A 23,860-nucleotide genomic window follows, 5' to 3' on the forward strand; every position below is an offset into this window, starting at 1 on the left:
GCCATCGCAGGGCCATGCGCCAAGGTCAATAGCCGCGAAGAACGTCGGCGATGCCGCGGCGACCAAAGGTCGTGCCGGGGGCGTAGCCCAGCGCCACGCGGGCACCAACGGCGATGTAGTTTTCGCTGCCGCCATCGTTCGACAGGCGGCCGATTTCGCCATAGGCGATGGGGCCTTGCGCAAAGCGATACTCGCCGCCGAAGCCCACGCGCGAGGCGTCATCCAGATCGGACGAGCCGAAGCCAGCTTTGCCGGTCAGGTAAATCTCGCTCGTCAGGGCGAATTCACCCTCAACGCCGACCAGCTTCATGTCGCGGTCGCCGTCCGCATAGGCGAGGAACCCTTCCAGCGCGGCGCCGGGCAGTTGGAATTTGCCTTCGACACCATAGATCGTCGAGGTCGCGCCATCGAAATCATCATAACCGATGAAAACGCCGCCGTTGATGTCGTAACCGGTGTCGTAGCTGCCGTGCAGGGTGAAGTTGCGCGCGCTGGCATCCAGCGAGCCGAAGCCGTTGAACGAGAAGTCGGCGGCGACGCTGAGGGGGCCCATCACCTGAAATTCGGCGGCACCCGCGTAAGAGGTAAAGCCCAGCGCATTGTCACCGGTGGTGTAGCTGACCTCGGCCGACAGTTCGGCGCCGGTAAAGCTTTGCGCGGCGACAGGCAGGGGGGCCACGCAGGTCAGGGCGATCAGGATTTTTTTCATTTTACTGCTCGGGATTGTTATATTTTGTGATCAGGATGCGGATAATCGCGGGGCGATGCAACCCCTCTAACGCCCGATCACAAAAATGGCAAAGGGCCGCCAATGGCGACCCTTTGAAGGTTTAGGCATCTGTGGCCGTTGCATCGGGTGGCGTGTCTGGCTGCCCTTCGTCATCGGCGCCTGTTTCGGCAATGCGCGCGACCGAGACGACGAATTCGTCGGTGCCGGTGTTGAACACCCGCACCCCGCCAGCCCCGCGCGAGCGGAACGAGATGCCCTTGACCGGAACCCGGATCGACTGGCCGGTCGAGGTGACGAGCATGACCTGATCGTCCATTTCGACGGGGAAGGCCGCGACCAGATCGCCGCCGCGCATGGCCGCATCCATGGCGCGCACGCCCATGCCGCCGCGCCCACGCACGGGGTAGTCGTGGCTGGACGACAGCTTGCCCGCACCCGAACGTGTGATGGTCAGGATCAGATTTTCAAAGGCCGACATCTCGGCATAGCGTTCTTGTGTGATGGCGCCGGCTTCGACTTCGTCCTCGTCGGTTTCGACCTCCTCGGTCACGCCTTCGATGGCGCGGCGCATCTTCAGGTAGGCGGCGCGTTCGGCGGGATCAGCTTCGAAGTGCTTGATAATGTCCATCGAAACCACGCGGTCATCACCTTGCAGGCGGATGCCACGCACGCCGGTGGAATCGCGGCCCTTGAACACGCGCACATCGGTGGTCTGGAAGCGGATGGCACGACCCGAGTTGGTCACAAGCAGTACGTCGTCATCTTCCGAGGCGATTTTCACATCGACCAGACTGACGCCTTCGGGCAGCTTCATCGCGATCTTGCCGTTACGCATGACGTTGGTGAAATCTGACAGCGCGTTGCGGCGCACATCGCCGTCCGAGGTCGCGAAGACGGCTTGCAGCTCGCTCCACTCGCTATCGGGGCGGTCGACGGGCATGATAGCAGCGATGGTGACGCCCTGCGGGATCGGCAGGATGTTGACGATCGCCTTGCCGCGCGCGGTGCGTGCTGCTAGCGGCAAGCGCCAACATTTCAGCTTGTAGACCATGCCGTCGGTCGTGAAGAACAGCAGTTGGGTGTGTGTATTAGCGACGAACAGCGCGGTGACGACATCCTCGTCCTTGGTCGCCATCGACGACAGGCCCTTGCCGCCGCGCTTTTGCGCGCGGAATTCGGCCAGCGCAGTGCGCTTGATATAGCCGCCCGAGGTCACCGTTACGACCATGTCTTCGCGTTCGATCAGGTCTTCGTCGTCCAGATCGCCAGCCCAATCCGCGATTTCGGTGCGGCGGGGCACGGCGAACAGTTCTTTTACCTCGGTCAATTCGCCCTCGATGATGCCCAGAACCCGCTCGCGCGAGGACAGGATGTCGAGGTAGTCGCGGATTTTCGCGGCCAGTTCCTGCAGCTCGTCCGTGACTTCCTTGACGCCCAGTTGCGTCAGGCGTTGCAGGCGCAGTTCCAAGATGGCGCGGGCTTGCAGGTCGGACAGGTTGTAGGTGCCGTCATCGTTCATCGTGTGCGACGGATCGTCGATCAGCTTGATGTATTCGGCGATATCCATCGCGGGCCAACGGCGCGTCATCAGCTTTTCGCGCGCCTCGGCCGCGTCGGCGGAGGAGCGGATCGTCGCCACAACCTCGTCGACATTCGAGACCGCCACGGCCAGACCGCACAGGATATGGCTGCGTTCGCGCGCCTTGCGCAGCTCGAACGCGGTGCGGCGGGCGACGACTTCTTCGCGGAAGTCGATGAAACATTGCAAGAACCGATACAGCGTCAGTGTCTCGGGGCGACCGCCGTTCAGCGCCAGCATGTTCGCGCCGAACGATACTTGCATCGGGCTGAAACGGTATAGCTGGTTTAGCACCACATCGGCGGTGGCATCGCGCTTTAGCTCGATCACGACGCGCACGCCATTGCGGTCGGATTCGTCCTGAATATGGGCGATCCCTTCGATCCGCTTGTCGCGGATCGCTTCGGCGATCTTGTCGATCATCGCCGATTTGTTGACCTGATAGGGGATGTCGTCGACGATGATCGCCCAGCGGTCTTTGCGGATTTCCTCGACGTGGCTGCGCGCGCGCATCAGGATAGAGCCGCGCCCCTCGAGGTACGCTTTGCGCGCGCCCGAGCGGCCTAAAATCATGCCGCCGGTCGGAAAGTCGGGGGCGGGGACGTATTGCATCAAGTCTTCCGAGGTCAGATCGGGGTTCTTGATCAGGGCAATCGTCGCGTCGATCACTTCGCCCAGGTTGTGGGGCGGGATGTTCGTCGCCATCCCCACGGCAATACCGCCGGCGCCGTTCACCAGCATATTGGGGAAGCGGGCGGGCAGGACGGTCGGCTCTTTGTCCTTGCCGTCATAGTTGTCTTGGAAATCGACGGTGTCTTTGTCGATGTCGGCCATCATATAGGCGGCGACTTTGGCCAGGCGCGCCTCGGTATAGCGCATTGCGGCGGGGCTATCGCCATCCATCGAGCCGAAGTTGCCCTGGCCTTCGATCAGCGGCAGCGACATCGAGAAATCTTGCGCCATCCGCGCCAGCGCGTCGTAGATCGAGCTGTCGCCGTGCGGGTGGTATTTACCCATCGTATCGCCCACAGCGCGGGCCGATTTGCGGAAGGGTTTGTCGTGGGTGTTGCCCGCCTCGTCCATGGCGAACAGGATGCGGCGGTGCACAGGCTTCAGCCCGTCGCGTAGGTCGGGAATGGCGCGCGATACGATCACGCTCATGGCGTAATCGAGGTAGGCGGTGCGCATTTCCTGTACGATCGAAACGGTGGGACCGGCGTGGATCGGGCGCTCGGGCGTCTTTTCCGCGTCGGTCTCGGGAAGGTCGGGGGTGTCGCTCACGTCGGGTGCCTGTTGCCGTTAGTCATTATGTGACAGGTATAACACCCCCAAGGTCGGTTTCGCAATCAATCAGAACGGGTTCAGCGCCCTTTGATCGCCGCGCGCAGCCAGACAAGCGCAATCAGGAACGAGAAGATAGCGTTCCAGCCTGCCATCGAAATGCCCATGAACGCCCACGAGATCTGGTCGCACATGACCATGCGCGGCCCGTCGACCGACAGCAGATCGCCCGCATTCAGGCCGCCCAGGCCGCTGCCTGTGCAGCTTTGCGGGCCCGGCCACCATTTTTGTTCGACCCCCGCATGGAACAGGCCGATGCCCGATGTGGTGAACAGCGCCAGTGCGCCAAGACCGGCCAGAATCCGCTTTAGCAGCGGGGCAGGGACGATCAGCGCCAGAATGCCGATCACAATGGCGGTATAGTGTGGCCAGCGCTGCCAGTGGCACATCGCGCAAGGGGGGTAGCCGATGGTTTGAAAAAACAGCGCACCGGCGATCAGGGCGATCGACCCGCCGGTCGCGACAGAGATAAGGCGGTTCAAAGTCATATCTTGGCTCGTTCAAAGGGAACTTTGATACCACGAACAATGTGTCGACTGCTTTGGCAAGGGGCCACGCTGGATTCTCACGCAGGCGTGGTTATTATTGCAGATATATGGGACGAGGAGATGCTGGAATGAAGTGGCAAGGGCGGCGGCAAAGCAGCAATATCGACGACCGCCGTGGTCGCGGTGGTGGGCGCGGGCTGGTCATCGGTGGCGGTGGCGGCTTGGGTGTGCTGGCGATTGTGGTGATCGGGTATTTCATGGGTATCGATCTTACGCCGCTACTGGATGACAGTGCCGGGCGTCAGCCGCAGACCCAAGGCCAGCTGAGCGCGCAAGATGAAGCAGCAGGTGATTTCGTGGCCGTCACCTTGGCCGATACCGAGGAAGTCTGGACGGACATTTTTCGCGATCAGTTGAATGCGCACTATCAGCCCACAACTTTGGTGCTGTTTTCGGGCATGACCCAGTCGGCCTGCGGCGGCGCCTCGGCCGCGACGGGCCCGTTCTATTGCCCGAACGACAAAAAGGTTTACCTCGACACCGACTTTTTTAACGTTCTTAGCCAACAGATGGGCGCGGAAGGTGATTTCGCCGCGGCCTATGTGGTGGCGCACGAGGTGGGGCACTACGTGCAGGACCAGCTGGGTATTCTTTCGCAAGCCAACAGCCTGCGCGCCCAATCGACCGAAGCGCAGTCGAACGCGATTTCGGTGATGATCGAGCTGCAGGCCGACTGTTTCGCTGGCGTCTGGGCCAATGTTGCACAAGACAAGATCGGCGCGATCGAACGCGGCGACTTTGCCGAGGCGATGAACGCAGCCGGCCAGATTGGCGACGACACGCTACAGCGCCGCGCAGGCCAAGCCGTGCGCCCCGACAACTTCACCCACGGCACTTCGGCCGAGCGCCAGCACTGGTTCGAGACGGGGCTGGAAACGGGGCGGGTCGATAGCTGCGATACGTTTTCTGACGCTACGCTATAGCTTGCAAAGCCGAATTTCATAGGCTAAAGGCTGCGTATGGTCGGGCGGTTAGCTCAGTTGGTAGAGCGCTTCGTTTACACCGAAGATGTCGGGGGTTCGAGTCCCTCACCGCCCACCATGAAATCAATCAGTTACAATGTTATAGCGAAGTGGTCGGCGGTTGGCTGAAGAGTTTGGCACCCCGTGATCCGCGCTCAATCCGTCGCGCTTTTCGCGTGATAGACTGGTGATGGGTCGCTTCAGTGGCACGCCGTAATAGCCAAGCCTTCGCTGTGGCGATCCGCAGGCTGCCAGAACATTGCGGGGCGTTTTAATCTCACGTCGGGCTTACGCTGCGTTTAGCCTCAACCCCATTTCGGCGGCACGCTCGGCGATGGCTGGAGGGATGTGGCTGTTTGGACTCTCCTGCGTCTGTGTCCAATCAATCATGGTTTGCGCGGCGTCCAGCATATTGCGCTGCATGCATAGTGTCAGGAAGGGCCCGATGGATTGTGGCGAGGGCGCTAGGTCGATGGATTTTTGGTAGTGTGCCAGTGCCGCAGCGGGGTCTTTCCCGCGCAGAGATTTGGCGCGATTGAAGTGCCAGATCGGATTTTCGCGTCCCTCGGCGGTGAAGGCGACAATCTCGTCTTCGCCTATAAGCGCGCGCATAACGCGGCTGATGACTTTCTCGTTCGCAAGGAATTGCAAGACGGTGTGACCAGCATAGGGCACCTCGATCTTGCGCAGCGCGGGGTAGGCGGGCGTGACCAGATCGGAGATGAAGCGCGCGTCATCCGCAACATGCGGGTCAAATATCACCACGGGCGTAGACGCGCTGCTGGGAGCATCCGGCAAGGGGGTGTGGGCAATGGGGATCATATGCTTCTGGCGACCCAAGGGGGGCCAAGCGGGCAACATGGGGGATGCGGCAACGATACGTGCATCGATCGCGCCACCAAAATAGGTCGCAGCGTATCCGCCAAGGCTTGCCCCATAAGTTACAACATCGCGCCCATCGATCACGGGCAATACGGCATCAAAAAACGCCTCGAGCGCGAGGCCCTGAAACTGTGTCCCGCGTCTGGGGGCGACATAGATGCTATCTCAGCCCGATGCGCGGCACCAACTAGTGCCGAAGCCATGGGGCTTCAGGTCGGCCATGAACCCGCCGAACGTGATGACCAAGGGCCCTGCCGCCACGCTTCCATCTTGAACGGGATGGTAGGTAATTAGGTAATCGTCATGCGATGCAAGGGTTTGGGGCATGCTCAGGCCTTTGTCGCTAAGGGTCTGCTACGAACTAGCACCTGTGATGATGGCAGATGCAAACCCTTTCGAGCGATATGCCGGAAAAAGCGACAGATGGCCCGCCGCGCCGTTAGGGCATGCGCGCGAAAGCGCCGGCGCGGGGGGCGCCGGCGTTAGAGGGGTGTTAGGCTATTTTGCCGGGTTCACCCAGCGACAGCATTAGCCGGTTCGCCCAGTTGAAGAAGGCGGCTGATTGGATCAAGTCCACCGCCTCGTCGCGCGAGAGGCCCGCGTCGTAGAGTTTTTGGGCGTTCTCGGCGCCAAAGGCGACGGGGGTTTTTGTCAGTGCAACCGCAGTTTCAACGATCAGCGCCTCGCGCGCGGGGAGGTCGGCGGTGACGCCGTCGCGCAACAGGGCAAGTGCGGCGGTGTCGCTTTTGTAGAACTGGATCGCAAAACGCGCGTGGACCGAGGCGCAATAAATGCAGCCGTTGAACCGCGAGACGGCCGCGGCGGCCAGCTCGCGGTCGGGCCGAGGCAGGCCGCCTTTGGTGTAGAAAATGTCCTTGTCGGTGCGCGTGCGCGCGCCCAGAACAGCAGGGTCGCGGGCCAGCAGGCGGAAGTATTCCGATTTGGCGCGGGCGCGGTCGACCAAGCCGTCGTAATGCGCCTCGGTCAGGTCTTCTTCGGCCAGTGGGGCGATCCAAGGTAGCCAGTCCAGCTGCTCGACGGTGAAGACGTTGGGCTCGTGGTTCTCGGGGTATGAAATCGTAAAGCTCATGGCGGGTCCCTTCGGGTTCAGGCGGCTTCGGCGTCGACCAGCGCCTTCAGGCCGGTCACCACACGGATTTGGAAGCTGACGAAGGCGACGATCTGAGACAGGACGACGACGCCGTCTTCGTCCCATCCGGCGGCGCCCAGCGCGGCAAGCGCGGCGATGCTGGCGTCGCGCGGGTGCAGCGCCAGCATGTGTGCATGGGCTAACGCCGCGGCCAGTTTCGGGCCGATGCTGGCGGCCAGCGGGGCGGAGGGTTCCCAGACAGGGCCGTCTTCGTCCTCGGCCGACAGCGGGCCTGCGGGGTAGTGGCCAAAGGGGCCGGCGGCGTCTGCCAGCTCGCGCGGGATCGCCAGCACCAGATCTTCGGCCAGCTCTGGCGCTGCCGCGCGCAGCAGGGTTTCGTAAAGCGTGGTCGTTTCGGACGCGCCGTAAAGCGCGGCGACCAGATAGGCGATCGCGCGGCGTTCAGGCAGCGAGACGGGGCCGGGGGTTTCGGGGTGGATCAGCAGTTGGTAGCTGAGTTCGGCATGCGTGCGCGCATCGCTGCGGCGGGCATACGATTGGCCGATGGGGCTGTCGGGCGCTATGCCCGCAAGCTGTTCGATCAGGGTTTGGTCAGTCATCCGTCATCCTATCGGTAGGGCGTGTGTGTTCAGGCCGGTTGGCGCAGCGGGGTGGCGGCGGGTGTTCCCCAGCCCAGCGCGGGTGCGACTTTCGTGGCAAACAGTTCGAGCGAGCGCAGGATTTGCGCTTGCGGCGGATCGACCGAGTGGACTTGGATCGAAACCTCGGTCGCGGCATCGTTGGTTTCGTCGCGCGACAGTTGTTCGGCCACATCGTCGGGCGTGCCGATGATCATGTCAAATGTTTTGATCTGCTCCAGATAATCACCCGTCGGGATATTGCGGCCCGTGGCGCTGCACCATGCCGCGTAACGGTCGAGGCCCTTTTGTGCCCAATACAGCGCGTCTTCATAGCTATCGGCCACGAAAACCGACCGCGAGGCGAGGATGCGCGGCGTGCGGCCTGCGGGCAGGGCTTTCAGATAGGCCTCGACAATCGGCATCTGCAGGTCTTGCAGCGATGCGTTGGGGTTATCTGCGGGGCGGGGCTGGGTGCGCGACAGCAGCAGCCCGTCGCCATCCGCGCCCGCGCGCGCGCCGCCATCGGCGCTGAAGGTTGCCTGCCAAGCACGGTCCAGCAGACCAGCGCCCGAGGGGTAGATGCGGTTGCCGCCGCCCAGATCCTCGCCGGCCCATGCGGCTTTCACGGTTGACAGGTTGTGGCTGTAAATCTCGCGACGCTCGGCGAATTGGCGGCCGAACGCGGCGTAGGATTGCGGTGTCCCGCCCGAGCCGAAGCCAACCTCGAGCCGCCCGCCCGAGAGGATGTCGGTGACCACTGCATCCTCGGCCACGCGGATCGGGTCTTCCATGGTCAGCGTGATGATGCCCGTGGCCAGGCGGATGCGCGATGTGCTGGCCGCCAGCCACGACAGGAACGGGAAGGGCGAGGGCAGGCCGCCTTCATCTTTGTGGAAGTGGTGCTGCGCAACCCATGCGGTGGCATATCCCAACGACTCGGCGGTTTTCACCTGTTCGGCGACCAGTTGGTACCGCTGAGCGGCGGTCACATCGTCCAGCAGGCGCGAAAAATATCCGATACGCTTTGGTGTCATGCTATGTCTCTGGCTTTTGATTGGAATGGTCTGGTGGGGTTCAAAGAAGCAGCGGCCTGATCACAAGGTCGGTGATTTGGGAATCGCGCGGGGTGTCGATGACGACGCGCACGCCTTTGGCGACCGATGCGGGGTCGCTCAGCTCGCCCTCGGCGGCGGCGCCGATCCCGTCGGCGGCAGTTGCGGCGCGGTTCGCGCGGTTCTGGTCGGTGTCAGTGGGGCCGGGTGCGACCGTGGCGATGCGCACGCCGTTGGCGACTTCCTCGAGGCGCAGCGTATCGGTCAGGCCGCGCAGGGCGTGTTTCGATGCGGTGTAGACGATATGGTTTTTCACCGGCCGCACCCCCGCGCCCGAGCTGATGAAGACGACCTGCCCCTTGCTGGCGCGCAGGGCGGGCAGCAGGGCGCGCGTCAGTTCGGCCGGGGCGAAGACGTTGGTTTGGAAGGTGACCTCCCAATCGGATTGACGGGCCTGTTCCAGCGATTTCCAGTCTGACAGCGCGGCACAATTCACTAGCACATCCAGATGTGTGAAGGCTGCGGCAAAGGCAAGGATGTCTTGCGGGGCCATCAGGTCCAGCTGCACGGGGATGACGTTTGCGACCTCGGCCAAGCGGGCCAGCTTTGCACTGTCGCGGCCAGTCGCGATGACCGTATGGTCGCGCGCCAGATCGTGGACAATAGCCAGCCCGATGCCGCTGCCACCGCCGGTGACGATGGCAATGGGTTTGTCGGTGGGGATTTGCGTCGGGTCGAATGGTTTTGCGTGTGTCACGTCAGCCTCGGGTTCAAGCGACAGGGTCGGCAAGGGCGCGGGTGCGCCCCGGGATGGATTGGATAAGGTCGCGCGTATGTTCGCCCTGCGGGGCGGTGAAGACGCGCTCGACGGGGCCGAAATCGACCTGCTTGCCGTGATGCAGCACCGAGACCGTGTCGGCGATTTGGCGCACAACCGACAGGTCGTGCGAGACGAAGACATAGGTCAGGTTCAGCGCACGCTGCAGCGTTTCCAGCAGGGCAAGGATCTGCGCCTGCACCGTCACGTCCAGCGCCGAGACGGCCTCGTCCAGAACCAGAACCTCGGGGTTGAGGATGAGGGCGCGCGCGATGGCGACACGCTGGCGCTGCCCGCCCGACAGGTTGGCCGAGGTAGCAGCAAGGATGGCACGCGGCAGTTGCACGCGGTCGGCGATGTCCTCCACCATCTTGCGCCGGACGTCGGGGCTGATCGGATCAAAGTTGAGGAGCGGCTCCTCGATCACTTTGAACATGGTTTGGCGCGGGTCGATGGAGTTATAGGGGCTTTGATAGATCATCTGCACCTTGCGGGTGTGCAGACGGCGCTGGGCCTTGGTCAGGGTCGCAAGGTCTTGGCCCAGCACGCGGATCGTGCCGCCGGTGACGCGGCCCAGGCCCATAATGTGGCGCGCGGTTGTCGTCTTGCCCGACCCCGATTCACCTACCAGCGCATGCGTGGTGCCGCGCGCCACGCTGAAGCTGACATGATCGACAGCGCGGTAGAGCTTGCCGCCATCAAGCGGGAAGTCGACGACAAGGTCGTGCACTTCGATAATGTTCTTCGCTGTGCCCGCCGCAATGGGGGCGCGGGCCGTGGCCGGGGCCAAGGATGGCGCGTCGGCTAGCAATTGTTTGGTGTAGGCGCTGGTGGGGGCCGACAGGACGCGCGCCGCCGGGCCGTCTTCCTGAATTTCGCCGCCCTTCAGCACGATGACACGGTCGGCGCGGTCGGCGGCCATGTTCAGGTCGTGCGTAACCAGCAGCATCGCGGTGCCGTATTCGGCGCGCAGGGCATCAATCAAGTCCAGAATGCGGCGCTGCACGGTGACGTCGAGCGCGCTTGTTGGCTCGTCCGCGATGATCAGTTGCGGGCGCAGCGCCACGGCCATTGCAATCAGCACGCGCTGGCGCATACCGCCCGACAGCTCGTGCGGGTATTGTTTCAGGCGCATTTGGGGCTGGGTCAGGCCGACCTTGTCCAGCAGCTCGACCACTTGGGTCTCGATCAGCTGTCGGTCTTTCTCGCCATGCAGGCGGAAGACCTCGCCGATTTGGGCGCCGATGGTGCGCACGGGGTTTAGCGAACTGGCCGGATCTTGCGGGATCAGGCTGATGTGCTTGCCGCGCACGGTATCCATCCGTTTGCCCGACCAGCCCGCAATATCGGTGCCGTTCAGGGTGATGGTGCCGGTTTCGATGCGGCCATTGGGGGGAAGCAACCCGATGATCGATTGCGCGGTCGTCGATTTGCCTGAGCCGGATTCGCCCACCAAGGCCACGGTCTCGCCTGCGGCGATGCTGAACGACACGTCTCGCACGACGGTTTTGGTGGTCTGCCCTTGGCGATAGCTGATGTTGAGGTTCCGGACGTCCAGCAGCGGTGTGTTTTCGCGCGTGTTCATTATTTGCTACCTTCGATCAGCGCACGGCTGAGGCGGTTGGCCGACAAGACGACAGCCACCACGACCAGACCGGGGATGGTCGTCAGCCACCATGCGGTTGCGATGTAATTGCGCCCCTCGGCGATCAGCAGGCCCCATTCGGGGGTGGGCGGCGGGCTGCCGAAGCCCAGAAAGCTGAGGGTCGAGATTTCGAGGATGGCGAGGCCGAATTGCAGCGCCGTCAGCGAGATGGCTGAGTTCATCGAGTTGGGCAGAACGTGGCGCCACAAGACGCGCCAGAACGTGCCGCCGCTGCCGTAGGCGGCCTCGACATATTCGCTGCGCACCACGCGTGCGACGTCGGACCGGATCAGCCGTGCGAATTTGGCAATGGTGGTGATACCCACCGCGATGGCGATGTTGATGGTGCCAAAGCCCGTCAGCATCAGCACGCTCAGCGACAGCAGAAGCGTCGGGATCGCCAGCATCACATCGGTCAGGCGCATGATGGCATCGTCGACCCATTGGCGCGACGCGCCAGCGATGATGCCCAGCGTCGCGCCGAGGATCAGCCCCACCACGACCGCCAGAACCGCGCCGGTCAGCGTGTGGACGGCACCATAGATCACGCGGGCATATAGGTCGCGGCCCAGCATATCCGTGCCGAACCAATGGGCGGCGCTGGGCTTTTGCAGGCGTTCGGACGGGGTGCCGACCAGTGGATTTTGACCGGTGAAAAGCTGCGGTGCAACGGCGGCCACCAGCGCGATGACCAAAATGATGATCGCGATGATTGTGGTGGGCTGCAGCGACAGGACGCGCTGCCCGATGCGCTGCAGCACGCTGCGTTGGTAGGGGGCGAGGTCGGTCGGGGTGCGGGTGATGTTGTCGGTCATGTCACGCTCCCTTCGCGGCGCGCAGGCGGGGGTCGATCAGGGGGGCGACCAGATCGATCAGCAGGGTGATCGCCACGAAAATCACGGCAGAGATAACGACGATGGCTTCCAGCACAGCGACGTCTTGGTTGTTCACCGCATTGATGGTAAGAACGCCGATACCGTTCAGCCCAAAGACAGTTTCGGTGACCACCGCGCCCGCCAGCAGTTCGCCGAACAGCACGCCCGCAATCGCCAGCGTCGGCACCAGCGTGTTGCGCAGGATGTGGTGCCAGAACGCCCAGCGGAACGATGCCCCCTTGGCCCGCGCAACGCTGACGAAGGGTTGTACCGAAGTGTCGTCGATATTGCGCATCAACACTTGGGCCAGCGCGGCAGAGATTACGATCGACAGCGTCAGCGCAGGCAGGATGCGCGCCTCGAGCGGGCCCGCCCCGATGACCGAAACCCATTTCAGGCGGAACGAGAAGATCTGGATCAGCATGATCCCGACCCAAAATACCGGTACCGAGGCGAACAATGGCGGCAGCGACGCGAACAGCCGCCGCAGCCATTGAAAGGGTGCGAAAGTCGACAACAATGCCACAGCACTGGCCAGAATGACGGCCCCGACAAACCCCATCAGCGCCAGTATCAGCGTGCCGGGCAGGCTGCTGGCGATCAACGCGCTGACCGGCACGCCGTTTTCGACGGAATGCCCGAAATCGCCCCGCAGAAAGTCAAAGAGGGTTGTGACGTATTTCTGCAAAAACGATGTTTCGCTGCCGTAGGACTGCATGATTTCAGCCAATTGCTGTTGGTTCAGGCCATATTCAGGGCGCAGAAATTTCAGCATTACGGCATCGCCGGGCAGGGCCTGCAGCAAGATGAAGGCGATGGTAAACGTCGCCCACAGTACCAGCAGCCCTTGCCAAAGACGATTTATCAGGTAGCGCGCCATTGTGTCGATTTTCCTTTTCGGCGTAGGGCGTTACTTGTCCAGCCAGACGTTGAAGAACGACGGGCGCGCGACGGAATCGAACGCCAGACCCTTGACGTAGGCCTGCGCGCCGAAGACTTGGGGTTCCTCGAACAGGGGGACGACGTAGCCGTTGTCGATCACGTAGTTCTGGGCCTCTGCCCCCAATGCGGCGCGCTGGGCGGGGTCGGCGGCGGTTGCGATGCTTTCCAGCAGATCGTTCATCGTCTCGTCGACAAAGCTTTTGCCTTGGCCGAGCCCACCGACCTGCAGCATATTGTTGCGCGCCTGGGGCGAAAAGAAGCTGCGCATCACATCCAGATCGGCGCGGCCGACCATGCTGTTCAGCACCGGGGCCAGCGCCGGATCCAGCACGTTCAGCGCGGCCGAGCTGCTATCCATCGGCAGGACTTGCAGCGTCACACCGACCGCGCCCCATTGTTGGGCGATCAGTTGCAGAACGGCGCGGCTTTGCGGCTGGGCCAGCGCCTCGTAGCAGGCGACGGCCAGCTTGACGCCGTCTTTTTCGCGCAGGCCGTCGCTGCCCAATGTCCAGCCAGCTTCGTCCAGCAGTTGGGCGGCAAGCGCGGGGTCGTAGGCCAGTTTATCCGACAGGTTGACGTAGCCCATCGCGCCCTTGGCCAAAATCGATGTGGCTTGCGGGTAGTTCGGCGAGAAAATCGTATCGACGATTTCTTGGGTGTTGGTCGCGTGGATCAGCGCTTGGCGCACCTTGGCATCGGCGACCAGCGGGTTTTCGGGACGGAAGACCAGCGTATTGTTCACGCCGTTGGTAGGCGCGGCGTAGATGATCGCGCCGACAGCCTCGACCTGCGGCTCGTCATAGGATTGCACTTGGCGGATGATGTCGGCCTGGCCCGAGATCAGCGCGCCGATGCGGACGCTGTCTTCGGGGGCGATCAGCATCTTGATTCCGTCCAGATAAGCTGCGCCAGTATGACCCCAGCTGGCGGGGGCCCAGTTGTAGTCGGGGCGGGCGGTGAAATCGACTTCCTTGCCCAGAACCTCGCCCGAGATCACAAACGGGCCCGAACCGATGATCTTGGTGGCGTCACCCAAATCGTCGAAAGGGTGGTCCAGCGTTTGCGGCGATACAATTCCCGACCCGATCACCGATGTGCCCTGCAAGAACCCCGGCGAGGGCTGGCTGAAGGTGAATTTCACGGTCAGCGGGTCGATCACTTCGCTGCTGACATAGTTGGCCAGCACCTCGGACACCGGGTAGCGCTTCTCGGGGTTGCCAAGGCCGAATGTGTCGAAGTTCAGTGCAACCGCAGCCGCGTCCAGCGGTGTGCCATCCGAGAAGGTGATGCCGTCGAACAGTTTGAAGGTGAATTCGGTGGCATCCGCGTTCACCTCCCAGCTTTCGGCCAGCCACGGTTCCAGTTCCAGCGTCTCGGGGTTTTGCCACAGCAGTTTGTCGGTGATTTGGTTCAGGATGCCGCTGTTGGGGTAAAAACCGCCCGCAGGGGGGTAGAGGTTGGTGTGGGGTTGCCGCTCCAGATAAATCAGAGTGCCGCCTGTTTTGGGCGTTGCGGCCTCTTGCGCGAAGGCAGGGCGGGCGACGGCGATCGCGGCGGTCGACAGCAGGAAGTGACGGCGGTTCAGTTTGAGCTTCAAGGTGTGGATCATGTAACGAGCCCTTCTTTGAGTGCAGGCGTTGCGCACGTTTAGAGTACACCCCGATCACATTGGGATGCTAAATTCAGAATAAATCTGTTATTTATCAGTCAGTTGTCTTGGTGGCTGAGCACATGGCAGGTCGCGTCCCGCCGCAAGACAGTTGTGTTTCTTTACATGTCATCATGGGTGGAATCGGGATTCTGGCAATGCTCTATTTTAATATCACCCCGATCTGGGGTGATTGTTTCTCAGCAAGTGCTACCAGATTAGGCGCTGAAGCGGCTTCCATATTACTTATGCGCCGTAGGTGATTGTTTTCGTGATTCGCGCGAAAACAGTATTTGTGTTCCCCGATTCTTGACCCTGGGTCAGATTCAGCCGCGTCGGGGCGGGTCGTCACGTGAGCATGTGAATGGAATTTCTGCGCGACGGGCCCAAGAATCACCGCGCCTGAATGGTGCGCTTGCTGACAAGGGCGACCATGCGGTTTCAATCAGACCGATGGCTGAGAAATGACTGCCGAAGCGCCGTAAGATGTTGGGGGTATGCGCTCAACCGTGGCGTGAACGGTATTTGTCGTTGAAACCAGTTGTTCGCTATGTCCCGTGTGCGATGCTGGGTGAGGGTGATCAGCACGTATTTCCTCTGACATTGGACTATTGCCGCTGACCTACAGCCGTCATGGATGTGCGTTGGGGTGTAGCGGGCACTGGTGTTCGGAAGGGCGTCTCTTAGCTGGAAAGTATCGGATTGGATCGGGCGCGTGTGTGTGCCGGTGGAGACTATTCACGCGCTGCGACCACGGCGGAATGCTGTAGCCTTGCGTGGGCCATCGTCCACTTGTTGCGACCCGAGGGGCTTAATCAGCTATTCAATGCCACGGGCGGTGCTGCGGGACGTTTCACGTTGCGCCTCGTTATGCGGCGACAGCCTTCGATCAGATGTCGAAAGCCCAGCGCGCGGCTCCTGTCATCGTTAGCAAGGCAGGCAGAAAATTTGCGCATAGCGCGCTCTTAGATCGATATTGTTAAGGAGTACGGCATATTCTGGCCGTAAAATAAAGGATTTCTGCGGTAGCGTGGCGTTCCATCGACCAGAAATGTGCCGTTAGAATACTGTTCTAATTTGGGCATGTCGACTCGGGGGCTGGAAGGTTATTCGTGGCTGATTTCCGAGATGTTGAGCCGAAGCCGTGCCGATTCGGCGCAAAACTCTGGTGAAATGCGCCGCGCCCGGTGTGGCTCTCGCTGTGCTAAAACGACGTCTCTGTGGCGTGTATCTTGTTCGGATTTGTGGCTGGCGCCTTATTTTCAAAGTCCAAAAACGAAGGTCGCTATCAATAATCTACCAGGCCGACCCTGCGTTTTCTGTAAAAAAATGATTAACACGTGCGGATGAGGTAACGTTTGGATAGTAAATATTGCTTAAGAATCAATCCCCCGCGACGCCTAGAAGCGCCTTCATATCCCTAATCAAATAAGGGAAAGCATAAATCAACCCCTAAATTATTTTAACTTTTGCGACAGAATCTTTGTTGACTTAAAGTTTAAAATGTTTTTCGTTTGCTGTGTGCCTTGCACGCAAGAGATACCAATCGATACGCGTAAGCTGTCTGTTACATTGGACTTACATTCCACTGGATTAGATCTGCGCGCGAAATAATTGTGTAGCTGGCGTCTTAGTCACAGCTGATAAAGTTCAATGTGGGGAATGAGGCGTGGACGTGAAATCAGGGGTTTAGACCCCTTAAATCGAGATTTTCAGTTAAAATTAGCGTCTAGACTATGTGCTTTGGGTAGCGCATACAGTGCGGTTGGCATTTCAATGCCGTCCTCATGCTGATGTTGCATAGGCGTTACCAACTGATGAATTCGATGCGTCCTTTAGCTTCAGCAATTTGGAGGATTCTTTAATGGCGCTTATCGATCTTGGACTGTTGCAAAGCGAAACAGTTTACGTTGACACAACGACGAACCCGACCAACGTTGACCTGATCGGGCTAGATGCGTTGACCTCGCCGAACGTGGTTTACCATGGGAACGGCAGCATCGATCTGACGACAATCTTGGGTGTGATCGCGCTGTCAAACAGCACTATCATTGCGACCGGCGGGGCAGATGTGACGATTGGTGCAGGGCTTCTGGATGTCAGCCTGCTATCTGGCCGCACCCTTTATGTTGATGGCGACAGCAGCATTACGCTGAACGCTGCGGCTGTCAGTTTGGCGGGTGTGTTGACCGACCTGCTAAACAGCACGACTATCTCGTTTAGCGGAAGTGGCGACGGTGTGTTCCGGTTTAATCCGCCGGCTGTTGGCCTGTTGTCGAACTTCAGCCTGACCGTGGATTCGATGGGGCCTGGCGACAAGATTGTCATTCCTTACGGGGGCGATGGCGTATACGCGCTTAGCGAGCCAAAGAATTTTTGGGGAACCCAATACACGGGCTATGACGCTAATAGCGGCTATCTGACACTCACCAATGGGACGGTGGTATTTAGCCAGGTTACGGTTCGGATCAAAATGACGCAGAGTGAGTATAATGCTTACGCTGCAAACCGTGACCTTTATCTTGACGGCGCCAACGACACCTTCACCTTCCCGGGTGATGATAGCGGCGAGCCGCCCTACGTCATTCCTTGCTTCGCGGCTGGCACCGTGATCGAGACGGCTTTTGGTCTGCACGCGATCGAGACGCTGAAGGTCGGCGATCTGGTGATGACACTCGATAACGGCTTGAAACCGATCCGCTGGATCGGGTCGGTCAAGATCGAGCAGGCCGAGCTGGAGGCGAACCCGAACCTGAAGCCTATCCGCATCAGCGCCGGGGCCCTTGGGCGGAATACGCCGGTGATGGACCTGACCGTTTCACCCCAACACCGCGTGCTCGTATCCTCGAAAGTGGCCGAGCGCATGCTGGGTAGCAACGAAGTTCTGGTGGCTGCAAAACAGCTTTTGGTTGTGGATGGTGTTGACGTGGCCGAGACAACGGATGGGGTCGAGTACTTCCACTTCCTGCTGGACGAGCACGAAGTTGTCTTCTCGAACGGCGCGCAGACCGAGACCCTCTACACCGGCCCGATGGCGTTGATGGCCGTTGGCAAGGCCGCGCGCGAGGAAATCCTTGAGCTATTCCCCCAACTTGCCGATCTGGACTATTCGGCGCCGTCGGCCCGTCCGCTGGCCAGCGGACGGCAGGCCCGCAAGCTCGCGATGCGTCATGTCAGCAACAATCGGCCGCTGATCAGCTAGTTTGGCTGTGAAACTGGAAAGGGCCGCGCATGTTGCGCGACCCTTTCGTAAGCTACATCGGGCGTTGCTGCAAAAGTCAGCGTGTGAGCGAGCGTTCCTTTTTCCCCGATAGTTTTATGCCGCGCGTTCGAGCACCGCGGTGCTGCGCGCATTGAATCGGTTCATGAGTGCGACGCGGACGTGGATTTCGGCGGTTTGACGTTGGGGGGCTGATGATGCAATGCGCTTGCCGCGCGCTTCAAGGCGCATCTTCTTCTTTGTCTCTATCCTGCTTCGGACGTGATATTCGGCCCAGCGCTCGCAGATGGTTCGACCAATGCGCAGGCTTAAGTCTTCAAAGTCAGCCACGGCAGACGGCTGATCGCGGTGTGCTTCACATCAAGCGGCGTCGTCTCGCTGTAACGCTCGGCGGTAATGCCAGTGCCCGTATGGCCGAGGATATCCTTGCGGGTCTGCTCGGCAATACCGTCGAGTTGGCCGAGTGTGTTGCCACGTAGTGGCGGAAGCTGTGGAAGACCTTGCCTTTAGATCCGTCGCCCAACTGGTGCGAGACCAGCGCACGGAAGCGGTGATTGATGGCTGCGCCGAACTTGATGTTCGCCTTGGCAAGGTCGGGGAACAGGTCTGCCTCGAGGTCGCGCGCGGTGATCTGTGCCGCAGCGTGCTCGGTCAGGCCCAGCTCGACCAGCTGCGGATGCAGCGGGATCTGGCGCGTCGATGCTAGCGTCTTGAGGCCGCGATTGGCGTTCGGGCGAATGTGCAGGGCAGGGATGCTGTCTACCACTTCGATGTCCTTTGCCTTCAATGCAGCGATATCCTCGCGCTTTGCGCCGGAGAGGGCGGCAATCAGTGGCAGCCAGTAAAGCCCACCACGCTGGATCATATCGCCGGGTTCCTGCCAGTCCTTCTTGTTCTTTGCCCCTTGCCAGACTGGGTGCTTGAATAGCTGCTGCACATCGTCGGCAGTAAAGGCGGGACGTTCGTCGCGCTCGCGAATGGTCTTGCGTTCCCGCAGGCCGTTCGTCTGCAGCGGTGCGACATTGTCGAACCCCTCGGAATGCGCTTTCTTCAGCAACTGTCCGAGGTAATCGAGGTTGCGGTTGATCGTCGTAGCCGACAGCGTCGAAGCGCCTGCAGGTGCATCGCGAATAATGCGCGCCAGAGGCTTGTCCCGATCTTTCGGCGATTTGCGATAGGTCGCGGGCAATCGCCGCATCAGATCGACGAACTTCGCCAGATGAGCCTGCTTCAGTAGGCGGATGTCGTTGACATCCGTGGCCTCGCTGAACAGGGCGTAGACCTTCTCCATTTGTCCCAACATTTGCTCGGACATGCCTTGACGCTTTTTGTCGGCCAAAAAACGGCTGACAAGGGCAGGTAAGGCGGGGTCGTAGTCGAAGTCAGGGTCGTAACTGATTTTGGGTTCGTGCGGCCTGGAAGGCGCGGGCGGCGCAACGTTTGCGACCACATCTTTGGGCATGGTGGGCTTTGGCACTGTAGTTGCTAGCAATTCCTTTGCTATCGCCAAGCTTTCAGCCTGTAGATCGCCCTTGCTGTCGATACGCGCTTTGACGGCGGCGCTGACACCGCGAAAGATCAATCGCCGCCCCTCGTTGAACTCCTCCAGAGTGAGGCTGTCGCGCCCCAGCATGCCGCAAATCCATTGGTAGGGCACACTTCCCTTGGCATGTTTAAGATCCTCGGTGAAGATCGAGCTTTCTCGCTCCAGCGCGTCCATCACCATGGCAAGTCCCATGTCAGACATGCCTTCGCGGTTCAGAGTCAGAAGATCTTCGGGGCGAATGTTCAGTGCGGAAACCCCATGCTCATCCAAGAGGCGATAGGCCCGCGCGCGGGCGACTTCGAAATCGTCCAGCACATCTGCAAGAAACGGATCCTTGTTCAAATGCGCCTTCATGGCGCGTTTGTGGATCTGATCGGTCTCGGCTCTGATGACATCCGCCAGAATCTGGCGCGCCTCGTCCTTGGTCAGCCCTTGTGATGCCATCTCGTCGAATACCTTGCAGCTCTCTGCACTCAGGATCATCGCAAGACGGCGCGCGATCAATGGGGTATTCGTGCCAAGACTGATTTGGATGATGCCGCTGCCCGCGTAGGAGGGCACGCGTTTGCGCCAAACATAGCTCGCGCCGCGTCGGAAGGTATGGTTCTGAAGTCCCATGTCTGTCCCAAAGATAGGGCGACGCTTTCTGAACTTCTATTTTGCGCCAAGGCCTGTCACTTGTGTGACATACACATCCGCCGCAGCAAGATGTTCGCCTTTAACTCTGCATTTTCAATCACTTAGATGAAAATGGCTCCGGCGGTAGGGATCGAACCTACGACCAATTGATTAACAGTCAACTGCTCTACCGCTGAGCTACGCCGGAATGTGCCATGTGCTGTGGAACTTCCACTACGCCATTACCGCATATCAGTCAAAGACTGCTTGGATTATGGCTCCGACGGTAGGGATCGAACCTACGACCAATTGATTAACAGTCAACTGCTCTACCGCTGAGCTACGTCGGAACATGCGGTGTGTATAGCCATGCTGTTTGGTGGCGTCTAGATGTGAAAGCCGAAAAATTTTTGTGACTTTAAGTCACTCAATCTGAAACGATAAGCTGGCGGCGGCCTTTCCTTTTGGGCGCAGATCGATCAGATTCCTGGTAGGCGCGATGGGGGTGTAAATGCTGGGATTTTTGAAAAGCTATATGCCGCGCAGTCTGTATGCGCGTGCGGCGCTGATCTTGCTGGTGCCAATTCTAACACTGCAGGGCACGATCGCGCTGGTTTTTATCCAACGGCACTTCGAACAGGTGACGCAGCAGATGGCCGAATACCTGATGATCGACCTCGATTATCTGGTGTCGTTTCTGGAGGTGGGGGGCGACACCTCGCTGGCCGAGGCGCAGACGGTGGCGCGCGCACTGCATTTTCGCATCGAGGCGCCGGATCGCGAAGTCGGCAACACCGATACCCTCGCGTTCGAGGATGTGTCGGGGCGGGCGCTGATCAGCACGTTGCGGGCGGGTGATTTGCCGATCCGGCGGATCGACCTGTCTGACCCCCGACGTGTTTTCGTGTCGATCGACACCGCGGCCGGCCCGTTTGTCATCAGCTTTGAACGGCGCCGGATCGCGGCGACGAATGCACACCAATTGCTGGTGCTGATTGGCGTTCTCAGTGTGCTGCTGACCTTCGTTTCCTATGTTTTCTTGCGCAACCAGTTGCGGCCGATCAAGCGGTTGGCCGAGGCGTCGATCGAATACGGCAAGGGGCGGGTGATCCCGTATCGCCCCTCGGGCGCGACTGAGGTGCGGGCGGCAGGCGCGGCTTTCGCCGAAATGCGCAACCGGATCGAGCGGCAAGTCCAGCAGCGAACGCTGATGCTGTCTGGTGTCAGTCACGATTTGCGCACCCCGCTGACACGGCTGAAGCTGGCGCTGTCGATCAGCGATGATCCCGATGCCCCCGACATGCTGGGCGACGTCGAGGAGATGGAGCACATGCTGGATGCTTTCCTCGACTTCACGCGATCAGATGCCGAGGCCGAGCTGGAATACGTCGATCCCATCGCGCTGGTGGGTGATACGGTGGCCAAGGCGCAGCGGGTCGGGCCAGTCACGCTGCTGCAATCGGAAGGCAAGGGGATGATGCAACTGCGCCCCGATTCCATACGGCGCGCGCTGGATAACCTGATCGCCAATGCGCAGCGTTACGGCACGCATGTCACGGTTGCCGCGCAACTTGGCGAGCGGAACCTGCGCATTATCGTCGAGGATGACGGCCCCGGTATTCCCGCCGCGCTGCGCGAGGAGGCGACGCGTCCGTTTGTCCGTCTTGACCCCGCCCGCAATCAGGACAAGGGGTCGGGCGTCGGGCTGGGGTTGGCGATTGTGGCTGATGTGGCGCGCAGCCACGGGGGGCAGCTGCGCTTGTCGCAAAGCGAGGCCTTGGGCGGCCTGCGCGCCGAGATTGTCATCGCACGTTGAGCGGCTTTAGCCGGCCAAGTCCCAAGCGGCGAACTCCAGTGGGCGGGCGGCGCGCAGCTCCGCCTCGACGTCGGGCGACAGGATCGTCGGCAGCTCGGGCGAGACATTGACGCGCGGCAGGTCGATTTTGGTGCGCAAGCGCTTTTCCAGAAACTTGACCAGACGCGGCTGGTTTTCATAGCGGAACAGGTGGGTCGCCTTCCGCTCGCCCGCGCTGTTGAACACATAGCGCGCCTGCTGACCTACCGAAGCATAGGCTGCAGGTTTGGGCTTCAGGTATTCGGTGACAAAATAATCGAAGCTGACGCCGCGGGTCGAATTGGGGTGCCCGACCAGCGCATCGCGGTGACGATACCGGTACCAGCTGGACAGCCACGACACCGGCTCGCGCACGACGGTGAGTGTTTCGAAATCTGTGCCACCCGCGTTCTCCAGCATGGGCCGGATCGTGCGTTGATAGCGCTGCAATACCATATGTTTAATCGAAGTGGGGTGGCGAAGCACCAACCCGGCACGGGGGGCCAGGGCTTCCTCGAGCGAGGTTGTTCCTGTCTTGGGAACGGCCAGCATCACCAGACGTTCTTGCCAGAATACAAGCATAAATTCTCCGTTCGTCTTCCGCGCAGCGATCGCATGTTCTTGTAAACTATCCCTTAACCAATGTGACGGAAAGCTTGCGGTACGATTTTACTTGATTTGTTCCCAGAATACGCCGAATACATGAACATATAGTGAACAAACTGCCGATTGCCGCGTGGCAATGGCTATGGGATAAGGGTGACGACAATGGCAACGGCAGATCTGATCTCGATGATGGATAAAAAAGCTTCCGACAAGCAAAAGGCGCTTGATAGCGCGCTGGCACAGATCGAACGTCAGTTCGGCAAGGGTGCGATTATGAAACTGGGCGGCAGCAATGCCTTGCCCGAGATCGAGGCGACCTCGACCGGTTCGCTCGGTCTGGATATCGCGCTGGGGATCGGCGGCCTGCCCAAGGGGCGCATCGTCGAAATCTTCGGGCCGGAAAGCTCGGGGAAGACCACGCTGACGCTGCATGTGGTGGCGGAAGAGCAGAAAAAAGGCGGCGTTTGCGCCTTTGTCGATGCCGAACATGCGCTGGATCCGGGCTATGCGAAAAAGCTGGGCGTCAATCTGGATGAACTGCTGATTTCGCAGCCCGACACGGGCGAGCAGGCGCTGGAAATCGTCGATACGCTGGTGCGCTCGGGCGCGGTCAGCCTTGTTGTCGTCGACTCGGTGGCGGCGCTGACGCCGAAATCGGAAATCGAAGGCGACATGGGCGACAGCAGCGTTGGCGTGCACGCCCGCCTGATGAGCCAAGCGATGCGCAAGCTGACGGGGTCGATCGCGCGGTCGAACTGCATGGTGATTTTCATCAACCAGATCCGGATGAAAATCGGCGTCATGTTCGGCAGCCCTGAAACGACAACAGGCGGCAACGCGCTGAAGTTCTACTCCTCGGTCCGTTTGGACATTCGCCGCACCGGTTCGATCAAGGATCGCGACGAAGTCGTCGGCAATACGACCCGCGTGAAGGTGGTGAAGAACAAGGTGGCACCGCCCTTCAAGCAGGTCGAATTCGACATCATGTACGGCGAGGGTATCTCAAAAATGGGCGAGATCATCGACCTTGGCGTGAAAGCTGGCGTGGTCGAGAAGTCGGGCTCGTGGTTCTCGTATGGCGACCAGCGGATCGGGCAGGGGCGCGAGAACGCCAAGCAGTTCTTGCGCGACAACCCCGCCATCTCGGCCGAGATCGAAGGCAAGATCCGCGCGATGAACGGCCTTGATCTGGCTTTTGCACCGGCCGCAGATGACGACACGGGCGACGGGAACGACCCGCTGCTGGACTAAGGGTTTTACCCGCAATCAGGCCCCGACCACCCT

The 23,860-nt window shown here is 60.6% G+C and carries 20 protein-coding genes and 3 tRNA genes; 5 read left to right on the forward strand and 18 right to left on the reverse strand.

All coding sequences use genetic code 11. The features are described 5' to 3' along the window. Positions 1-25: 25 nt before the first annotated feature. From BVG79_RS05055 to BVG79_RS05065, 3 genes are all read right to left on the reverse strand, one after another. The gene (locus BVG79_RS05055; protein WP_085785928.1) at positions 26-709 is read right to left on the reverse strand and encodes a hypothetical protein; all 684 of its coding nucleotides are present in this window, start codon (positions 707-709) and stop codon (positions 26-28) included. Positions 710-830: 121 nt separating this feature from the next. Further along, positions 831-3,590, reverse strand: coding sequence for a DNA gyrase subunit A (gene gyrA, locus BVG79_RS05060; RefSeq protein ID WP_085785929.1), 2,760 nt, complete (start codon positions 3,588-3,590; stop codon positions 831-833). A gap of 80 nt (positions 3,591-3,670) precedes the next feature. Then, positions 3,671-4,138 (reverse strand): disulfide bond formation protein B, encoded by a 468-nt coding sequence (locus BVG79_RS05065; protein WP_085785930.1) that lies wholly within the window; start codon positions 4,136-4,138, stop codon positions 3,671-3,673. 128 nt (positions 4,139-4,266) lie between these two features. On the opposite strand from BVG79_RS05065, the gene ypfJ reads away from it, so the two are divergent. Then, the gene (gene ypfJ, locus BVG79_RS05070; RefSeq protein WP_085785931.1) at positions 4,267-5,121 is read left to right on the forward strand and encodes a KPN_02809 family neutral zinc metallopeptidase; all 855 of its coding nucleotides are present in this window, start codon (positions 4,267-4,269) and stop codon (positions 5,119-5,121) included. Positions 5,122-5,163: 42 nt separating this feature from the next. Next, positions 5,164-5,239: transfer RNA gene (locus BVG79_RS05075), tRNA-Val, on the forward strand. A gap of 209 nt (positions 5,240-5,448) precedes the next feature. On the opposite strand, the gene BVG79_RS05080 is transcribed toward BVG79_RS05075, so the two are convergent. The 10 genes from BVG79_RS05080 to BVG79_RS05120 form a co-directional block, all read right to left on the reverse strand. Continuing rightward, a complete protein-coding gene (locus BVG79_RS05080) occupies positions 5,449-5,982 on the reverse strand; it encodes a hypothetical protein (protein ID WP_157115621.1) in 534 nt (177 codons plus the stop codon). A 225-nt stretch (positions 5,983-6,207) separates the two neighbouring features. Next, a complete protein-coding gene (locus BVG79_RS13455; RefSeq protein ID WP_157115622.1) occupies positions 6,208-6,369 on the reverse strand; it encodes a hypothetical protein in 162 nt (53 codons plus the stop codon). A 166-nt stretch (positions 6,370-6,535) separates the two neighbouring features. After that, positions 6,536-7,132 (reverse strand): alkylhydroperoxidase domain protein, encoded by a 597-nt coding sequence (locus BVG79_RS05085; RefSeq protein WP_157115623.1) that lies wholly within the window; start codon positions 7,130-7,132, stop codon positions 6,536-6,538. Positions 7,133-7,149: 17 nt separating this feature from the next. Then, positions 7,150-7,752 carry a CMD domain protein gene (locus BVG79_RS05090; RefSeq protein ID WP_085785933.1) on the reverse strand — a complete coding sequence of 201 codons (603 nt, stop codon included), beginning with the start codon at positions 7,750-7,752 and terminating at the stop codon, positions 7,150-7,152. 29 nt (positions 7,753-7,781) lie between these two features. After that, positions 7,782-8,807, reverse strand: a complete 1,026-nt coding sequence (locus BVG79_RS05095; protein WP_085785934.1) for a putative FMN-dependent luciferase-like monooxygenase — start codon at positions 8,805-8,807, stop codon at positions 7,782-7,784. 40 nt (positions 8,808-8,847) lie between these two features. Beyond that, a complete protein-coding gene (locus tag BVG79_RS05100) occupies positions 8,848-9,582 on the reverse strand; it encodes an SDR family oxidoreductase (protein ID WP_198167889.1) in 735 nt (244 codons plus the stop codon). A gap of 13 nt (positions 9,583-9,595) precedes the next feature. Further along, a complete protein-coding gene (locus BVG79_RS05105) occupies positions 9,596-11,227 on the reverse strand; it encodes a dipeptide ABC transporter ATP-binding protein (protein WP_085785935.1) in 1,632 nt (543 codons plus the stop codon). Further along, a complete protein-coding gene (locus tag BVG79_RS05110; protein ID WP_085785936.1) occupies positions 11,227-12,102 on the reverse strand; it encodes an ABC transporter permease in 876 nt (291 codons plus the stop codon). Before BVG79_RS05110 ends, BVG79_RS05105 begins: the two co-directional genes overlap by 1 nt. A gap of 1 nt (position 12,103) precedes the next feature. Beyond that, positions 12,104-13,042 carry an ABC transporter permease gene (locus tag BVG79_RS05115; protein ID WP_085785937.1) on the reverse strand — a complete coding sequence of 313 codons (939 nt, stop codon included), beginning with the start codon at positions 13,040-13,042 and terminating at the stop codon, positions 12,104-12,106. Positions 13,043-13,072: 30 nt separating this feature from the next. Continuing rightward, the gene (locus BVG79_RS05120) at positions 13,073-14,713 is read right to left on the reverse strand and encodes a TIGR04028 family ABC transporter substrate-binding protein (protein ID WP_085785938.1); all 1,641 of its coding nucleotides are present in this window, start codon (positions 14,711-14,713) and stop codon (positions 13,073-13,075) included. 1,903 nt (positions 14,714-16,616) lie between these two features. Here BVG79_RS05120 and BVG79_RS13735 point away from each other — a divergent pair. Beyond that, complete coding sequence (locus tag BVG79_RS13735; RefSeq protein ID WP_236951427.1) at positions 16,617-17,954, forward strand: Hint domain-containing protein; 1,338 nt, start codon at positions 16,617-16,619, stop codon at positions 17,952-17,954. A 114-nt stretch (positions 17,955-18,068) separates the two neighbouring features. On the opposite strand, the gene BVG79_RS13460 is transcribed toward BVG79_RS13735, so the two are convergent. The 4 genes from BVG79_RS13460 to BVG79_RS05140 form a co-directional block, all read right to left on the reverse strand. After that, complete coding sequence (locus BVG79_RS13460; RefSeq protein ID WP_157115624.1) at positions 18,069-18,302, reverse strand: hypothetical protein; 234 nt, start codon at positions 18,300-18,302, stop codon at positions 18,069-18,071. Positions 18,303-18,327: 25 nt separating this feature from the next. Beyond that, a complete protein-coding gene (locus tag BVG79_RS05130; RefSeq protein WP_085785939.1) occupies positions 18,328-20,136 on the reverse strand; it encodes a DUF6538 domain-containing protein in 1,809 nt (602 codons plus the stop codon). A 133-nt stretch (positions 20,137-20,269) separates the two neighbouring features. Beyond that, a tRNA-Asn gene (locus BVG79_RS05135) sits at positions 20,270-20,344 on the reverse strand. Between the two features lie 67 nt (positions 20,345-20,411). Beyond that, positions 20,412-20,486 (reverse strand) — tRNA-Asn (locus BVG79_RS05140). A 161-nt stretch (positions 20,487-20,647) separates the two neighbouring features. Between BVG79_RS05140 and BVG79_RS05145 the strand changes: the two genes are divergently transcribed. Next, the gene (locus BVG79_RS05145) at positions 20,648-21,952 is read left to right on the forward strand and encodes an ATP-binding protein (RefSeq protein WP_085785940.1); all 1,305 of its coding nucleotides are present in this window, start codon (positions 20,648-20,650) and stop codon (positions 21,950-21,952) included. A gap of 6 nt (positions 21,953-21,958) precedes the next feature. Here the strand turns inward: BVG79_RS05145 and BVG79_RS05150 are convergent, their stop codons facing one another. Continuing rightward, positions 21,959-22,552 (reverse strand): sulfotransferase family 2 domain-containing protein, encoded by a 594-nt coding sequence (locus BVG79_RS05150; protein WP_085785941.1) that lies wholly within the window; start codon positions 22,550-22,552, stop codon positions 21,959-21,961. A gap of 186 nt (positions 22,553-22,738) precedes the next feature. On the opposite strand from BVG79_RS05150, the gene recA reads away from it, so the two are divergent. Then, on the forward strand, positions 22,739-23,827 hold the full coding sequence (gene recA / locus BVG79_RS05155) for a recombinase RecA (RefSeq protein WP_085785942.1): 1,089 nt from the start codon (positions 22,739-22,741) through the stop codon (positions 23,825-23,827). The last annotated feature ends 33 nt before the right edge of the window (positions 23,828-23,860 follow it).

The sequence above is a fragment of the Ketogulonicigenium robustum genome (assembly GCF_002117445.1).
GTDB classification, from domain to species: domain Bacteria; phylum Pseudomonadota; class Alphaproteobacteria; order Rhodobacterales; family Rhodobacteraceae; genus Ketogulonicigenium; species Ketogulonicigenium robustum.